This is a genomic window from Desulfomarina sp. (genome assembly GCF_054039375.1).
In genome coordinates, this window is record NZ_JBPLBA010000047.1 from 1 (window position 1) to 5,806 (window position 5,806).

At 45.7% G+C, this 5,806-nt stretch carries 7 protein-coding genes; 3 read left to right on the forward strand and 4 right to left on the reverse strand.

The window, feature by feature from the left end; genetic code table 11:
• Positions 1 to 615, reverse strand: a 615-nt coding sequence (locus ACXLDX_RS02690) for a hypothetical protein (protein ID WP_457575651.1), incomplete at its 3' end; no start/stop codon positions are given.
• A gap of 327 nt (positions 616 to 942) precedes the next feature.
• Here ACXLDX_RS02690 and ACXLDX_RS02695 point away from each other — a divergent pair.
• From ACXLDX_RS02695 to ACXLDX_RS02705, 3 genes are all read left to right on the forward strand, one after another.
• Positions 943 to 2,106: an ATP-binding protein gene (locus ACXLDX_RS02695; protein ID WP_457575652.1), complete on the forward strand. Its 1,164-nt coding sequence runs from the start codon at positions 943 to 945 to the stop codon at positions 2,104 to 2,106.
• A 57-nt stretch (positions 2,107 to 2,163) separates the two neighbouring features.
• Positions 2,164 to 2,664: a DUF4143 domain-containing protein gene (locus tag ACXLDX_RS02700; RefSeq protein WP_457575656.1), complete on the forward strand. Its 501-nt coding sequence runs from the start codon at positions 2,164 to 2,166 to the stop codon at positions 2,662 to 2,664.
• Positions 2,665 to 2,787: 123 nt separating this feature from the next.
• Positions 2,788 to 3,120, forward strand: a complete 333-nt coding sequence (locus tag ACXLDX_RS02705; protein ID WP_457575653.1) for an efflux RND transporter permease subunit — start codon at positions 2,788 to 2,790, stop codon at positions 3,118 to 3,120.
• On the opposite strand, the gene pstB is transcribed toward ACXLDX_RS02705, so the two are convergent.
• From pstB to ACXLDX_RS02720, 3 genes are all read right to left on the reverse strand, one after another.
• Positions 3,085 to 3,831 (reverse strand): phosphate ABC transporter ATP-binding protein PstB, encoded by a 747-nt coding sequence (gene pstB, locus ACXLDX_RS02710; RefSeq protein WP_457575657.1) that lies wholly within the window; start codon positions 3,829 to 3,831, stop codon positions 3,085 to 3,087. The two genes, ACXLDX_RS02705 and pstB, sit on opposite strands and share 36 nt — an antisense overlap.
• A gap of 205 nt (positions 3,832 to 4,036) precedes the next feature.
• Entirely contained in the window at positions 4,037 to 5,095 is a 1,059-nt protein-coding gene (locus ACXLDX_RS02715) for a PstS family phosphate ABC transporter substrate-binding protein (protein ID WP_457575654.1), read from the reverse strand.
• A gap of 142 nt (positions 5,096 to 5,237) precedes the next feature.
• On the reverse strand, positions 5,238 to 5,806 hold a 569-nt coding region (locus ACXLDX_RS02720), incomplete at its 5' end, for a PstA family ABC transporter permease (RefSeq protein WP_457575655.1).

The following is a 5,806-nucleotide window of genomic DNA, read 5'->3' on the forward strand; positions in this document are numbered from 1 at the left end:
CATCATTCTCCCGGCTAAACAACCAAGCTGTTCCTTCAGCAAGATTTCCACCAGTGTTTTGGATACCCGATCAACCACCACCTTTAACCGTGGTGTACCGTGCAGAATAACCGGATCAACCCGGCGAACATGAAAAGCCCGTTTCTCACCAATGGAAAATTCATCAGAGTTCCGCTCATGAATGCCAACACGATTGAGCGGACACACGGCAGTCACCGTTTCCCCTGGAATAACCTCCATCTCAACATGATAGTTTTTTTCCGGATCAATGGCAGTGATCTCTCCCCAGCGCAGTTCTCTTTCATAATATTTGTACTGCCGGGTCTGCTTGAGCACAGAGGCTTTCAGTAGGTTCTGTTCCAGATGCTTCTTGATAGTATTCCACCCCCGGATCCTGGTTACATCAATGCTCTTTTGCAGAAGCACCCCATCAACCCTGTTATAGGCCACCGCCTCCAATTGATTATTCGACTGAAGCACAACCATGACCTCAAAGCCGTACCGCTGGGAAAAAATCTCGGAAAAAACTTTCTCTACCTCTGTTATAACTTCATTCCTGGTCAAACCGTATTTCCCGGCAAAAAGAGATATGATTTCCTGCATAGCCTTCATCATTTCCTTCCATTGAGTCAGTGGAAATAGGATTATCCTATATTCTTTTTTCAGGCGGGATGACGTAAAGGCCCTATTCAGATAAGAACTGCTATCATTTATCTTGCCTGAACATCCTCTCCGCCAAGGGGTATAACTCGTATTATGTTCAGGGATTTCTCGTAAAATACGACAGGAAGAGAATCTTAACGGTGGAGGAAAGGGGAAAAAGCAATTCGACGAACGATTTGCCAAAATGTATATCAAATCGTCAAATGAACATGGAACCGCATCATTAAACATTGAAATTTAGGATTGACATTCCCGATTTTCAATGTTTAATGGTGCGGTATGATCTCACGTAAAAGATATATAGATGAACTTAATATCGCCATTCACCGTGCGCCGGTCGCATCCCTACTCGGCCCACGACAATGCGGAAAGACAACGCTGGCCAGACTGTTCGGAGAAAAACACCAGGCAACCTATTTTGATCTTGAATCGATCCCGGATCAGCGGAGACTGCAAAACCCCGAGCTTATGCTGGGTTCCCTCAACGGCCTGGTCATTCTGGATGAAATCCAATTAATGCCTGAGCTGTTCAGTGTGCTCAGAGTGCTGGTTGACAAACCGGACAATAAGACAAAATTTTTAATCCTTGGAAGTGCATCTCCCCATATCCTTAAAAATGTGTCTGAAACCCTGGCTGGTCGAACTGAATTTATAGAACTCTCCGGCTTCAATCTCCAGGAGACAGGCACTGGAACAAAAACTCTTGAAAAACTCTGGTTGCGGGGAGGTTTTCCTCTGTCGTTTCTTGCCGGATCAAACCAGGATAGCCTTGCCTGGAGGGAAAATTTTATACGAACATTTCTGGAACGGGACATCCCGCAATTAGGAATCAAAATTCCGGCTCAGGCCATGCGACGTTTCTGGACAATGCTGGCCCACAACCATGGACAAACCTTCAACGCCTCCGAACTTGGCAGGTCTCTGGGGCTGTCCGGTAAGACAATCAGATCTTATCTTGATATCCTGACCGGCACCTTTATGGTTCGACAACTGCAGCCATGGCACGAAAATATCAGTAAAAGGCAGGTCAAGGCTCCTAAAATCTATTTTCGTGACCCAGGGATTCTCCACAGCCTGCTTGACATTCCGGATCGTCATTATCTCATGGGCCACCCCCGCCTCGGTGCCTCCTGGGAAGGCTTTGCCCTTGAGCAGATTCTTCAGATCATCGGCCCGGTCGAGCCGTATTTCTGGTCTACTTACAGCGGTGCGGAAGTAGATCTGTTATTTTCAAAAGAGGGTAAAAGATATGGTATTGAATTTAAATTCAATGAGGCACCAAAAACAAGCAAGTCCATGCACATAGCCATAAATGACCTTGGACTATCTCATCTTTATGTTATCTATCCAGGAAAAGATTCCTATCCTGTTGCTGATAACATTTCGGTGGTTTCCCTGGATGAGGTTGGAAGCTGGAACAATTTTATTGAAAAAGCATCATGAAAACAGGAAGAGATACCCCTGCGGTAAGATTAGGATAAATTATAAGTCAAATCATACATTGAGGCCCTGGAATGGATGTTTATCATCAAACGCATTCATCCCTATGTAAAAAAAAGAGCAAAACGACAAACCATCGGCATGGCCAAAATGCATATGGTTGACACAGGCCTGGCCTGCCATCTCCTTGGATTAAAGAAAAAAGAACAGCTTCTTGGTTCGATGTATTACGGTGGACTGCTGGAAAACTTTGTGGTCATGGAGTGTTTCAAACACCTTGCATGGTCGGAAGAAACCATGAATATCTACCATTTCCGTGACAAAAGAAAAAATGAAGTGGATATAGTGCTGGAACAGGAGGATAATCGTTTGATTGGTATTGAAGTAAAGGCTTCCAGCGCGATACGCAGCAGTGATTTTAAGGGACTCAAAAAATTTGCCGAGCTGACTGGAGACCAGTTCAAGTGTGATCTTGTTTTTTATACCGGCTCAAGATTATTGCCGTTTGGTGATGGCAACAAACCCTACTATACTGTTCCAGTGGCATTACTATGGGATTGATTAAAAACCTTAATCTGTTTCCGGGGAAAAGCTTTTAGCAGAGCTGGTATTCATTTTAACTGCAGATAGACATACTGTCCCCGGAACTCCGACCAGGGCTTCGACCTGCGACAGGCGGTCATCATGGCCGGGGCCACCCGGCTGCGACCGGTGATCCTTACCGCTGTCACCACCATCCTGGGATTGATCCTCATGGTTACCGGCGTTTCCTTTGACTTTCATTCCCTGACCGTCTCCTGGGTCAGTGAATCGAGCCAGTGGTGGCACTCCATGGCCGTGGTGGTTATTTTCGGTCTGGTTACAGCAACATTTTTCACCCTGCTGGAGGTCCCGACGCTCTACAGTCTCCAGGCCGGGATTGGGGCAAGATTACAGAAAAGAAAGCGGTCTTTTTTTCAGCCATACCCTGATTCAAAACAATCATCCAAATCGGCCGGTAATATAATCCTCGGTTAATCTGTGGCGTGGATTTGTGAAGACCCGGTCAGTATTTCCAACCTCAATTAAATCCCCAAGATGAAAATAGGCTGTTCTCTGGGAAACCCGGGCAGCCTGCTGCATGTTATGGGTGACTATGACGATAGTATACTGTTCCTGCAACTCTGCAATCAAATTTTCCACTGTGGCAGTGGCAATGGGGTCAAGTGCCGAACAGGGTTCATCCATAAGAATGACTTCAGGTCGAACAGCAATGGCTCTGGCAATACAAAGTCGTTGCTGCTGCCCACCGGAAAGACCTGTTCCCGGTTGATCCAGGCGATCACTTACTTCTTTCCATAATCCCGCTTTCTTCAGAGAGCTTTCCACCACCTCGTCAAGTTCTGCCCGTGAAGCAGCCAGACCATGAATCTTCGGCCCATAGGCAACATTGTCATAGATGGATTTAGGAAACGGGTTGGGTTTCTGAAAAACCATGCCGACCTGGGCCCGCAAGGGAACCACATCTACTGATTTATCATAGATGTTGAGATCATCAAGTAGGATCTCTCCCGCTACCCGGCAACTCTCAATTGTATCATTCATGCGATTCAAACAACGCAGAAAAGTTGATTTCCCGCAGCCGGAAGGTCCTATCATGGCCAGTACTTCATTGCGGCCCACATCAATAGAGACATCCCTGATGGCCTGTTTGTCGCCATAGTAGACATTTACGTCTCTGCATGTCATCCGGGCATCATCAACGAATTGATTACCAACGGTTTTTCTGTTTTCCAACTCGATTATCTCTTCCTGCCTCACCTGTTCCCAAATCTTGGTTTCTCTTGTCAAAAAAGGGAGGTCACCGGGGGTGAGCACAACACTTGTTGATTCCATATTTAAATCCTTCAGAGTCGGCGCAGTGCTGCACCGACTCTCATTAAAACAATCTTTATTATTTCCCGAAAACTAATGGTTTCATTGCCTTGATGTCATCAGAAAACTGTTTTCGTTCCTCCTCAGGCATAGGGATTAGACCTTTATCTGTAAGATATCCTTCTTCACCCCAGGCTTTATTACTGGTAAACTCACTTAAAAATTCTACCATTCCCGGCACTACGCCAACATGAGCTTTCTTCACGTAAAAATACAGTGGTCTGGAAACAGGATACTTACCTGCTGCAATATTTTCAAATGTTGGAGCCTCGCTACCAACAATTGATCCCTGAATTTTATCAGCGTTTTGATCCAAGAAACTAAAGCCAAAAATCCCAACAGCCTTTGGATTAGCCTGAAGTTTTTGCACAATCAGGTTGTCATTTTCACCAGCTTCTATGTAGGCCCCATCTTCCCGAATAGTATGACAAACAGCCTTAAATTGTTGTTTGTCTGTTTTCTTCAACTCCTTAATCCAACTAATTTTCTTGCAGCCACCTTCCATGGCAAGTTCAACAAAGGCATCACGGGTGCCGGATGTCGGAGGAGGTCCTAAGACCTCGATTTTGGTGTCAGGCAGGGCTGAGTTCACTTCTTTCCAGGTTTTATATGGATTGGCAACCAGTCTTTTGCCGCTCTTTGGATCTGGAACATCTTTTGCCAAAGCAAGATAGATATCTTTTTTACTCAGTTGCAACTGTCCGGCTTTTTTAGAATTCGCCAGAACAATACCGTCATAGCCGATTTTCACTTCAATAATCTCTTTTACGCCGTTTTTCTGACATTTTTCATACTCAGATGATTTAATTCGTCGTGAAGCATTGGTGATATCAGGAGTTTCTATCCCGGAACCGGCACAAAAGAGTTTCATCCCGCCACCGGAACCTGTGGATTCTATTTTTGGTGTTTTGAATTTCGTTGTTTTCCCAAACTGCTCTGCCACAGTCGTCGCAAAGGGATATACCGTTGAGGAACCCACAATTGAGATATAATCCCTGCCTGAAGCTGCATACGCACTTGTAACAGCCGATGCCGCCCAAAGTGATGTTGCCGCACATATTAATCCTTTTTTCCACATTTTAATTCTCCTTGTTCAATAATTTGAGTTTTCCTGTTAGGTTGGTTCGCCTTACCGGCGAATCTTACAATGGACAAGGTAGCGATTGATAATTAGAGTATTGTTAGGCGTTCATTAAAAAACTGTTATCCCCTGCCTCTGTTTACCAGCGACGCTCAAACTTTTTACGCAGAAGAACGGCAAATGCATTCATTGATACAAGAAAAGCGAGAAGAACCATGATGGCGGCGGAAGTTCGCTCCACAAAGGCACGTTCCGGAGAATCCGCCCAGAGATAAATTTGCACCGGCAGAACCGTTGCCGGATCAGTCACAGAACCTGGAGTATCAACAATAAAAGCGACCATGCCAATCATGAGCAAGGGAGCGGTTTCACCCAGGGCCTGGGCCATTCCGATGATCGTTCCAGTCATCATTCCGGGCATGGCAAGGGGGAGGATATGTTGGGTTATTGCCTGCATTTTGGAGGCGCCGACACCCAGCGCCGCCTCGCGAATGGATGGCGGCACAGACTTTAAAGATACCCGGGAGGCTATAATAATAGTGGGCAGGGTCATCAAAGTTAACACCAGTCCACCGACCAGGGGCGCAGATCGTGGCAGACCAAAAACATTAAGAAAAACTGCAAGCCCAAGTAAACCAAAAACAATGGAAGGCACGGCTGCCAGATTATTGATATTTACCTCAACAAGATCCGTCCATCTGTTTCGAG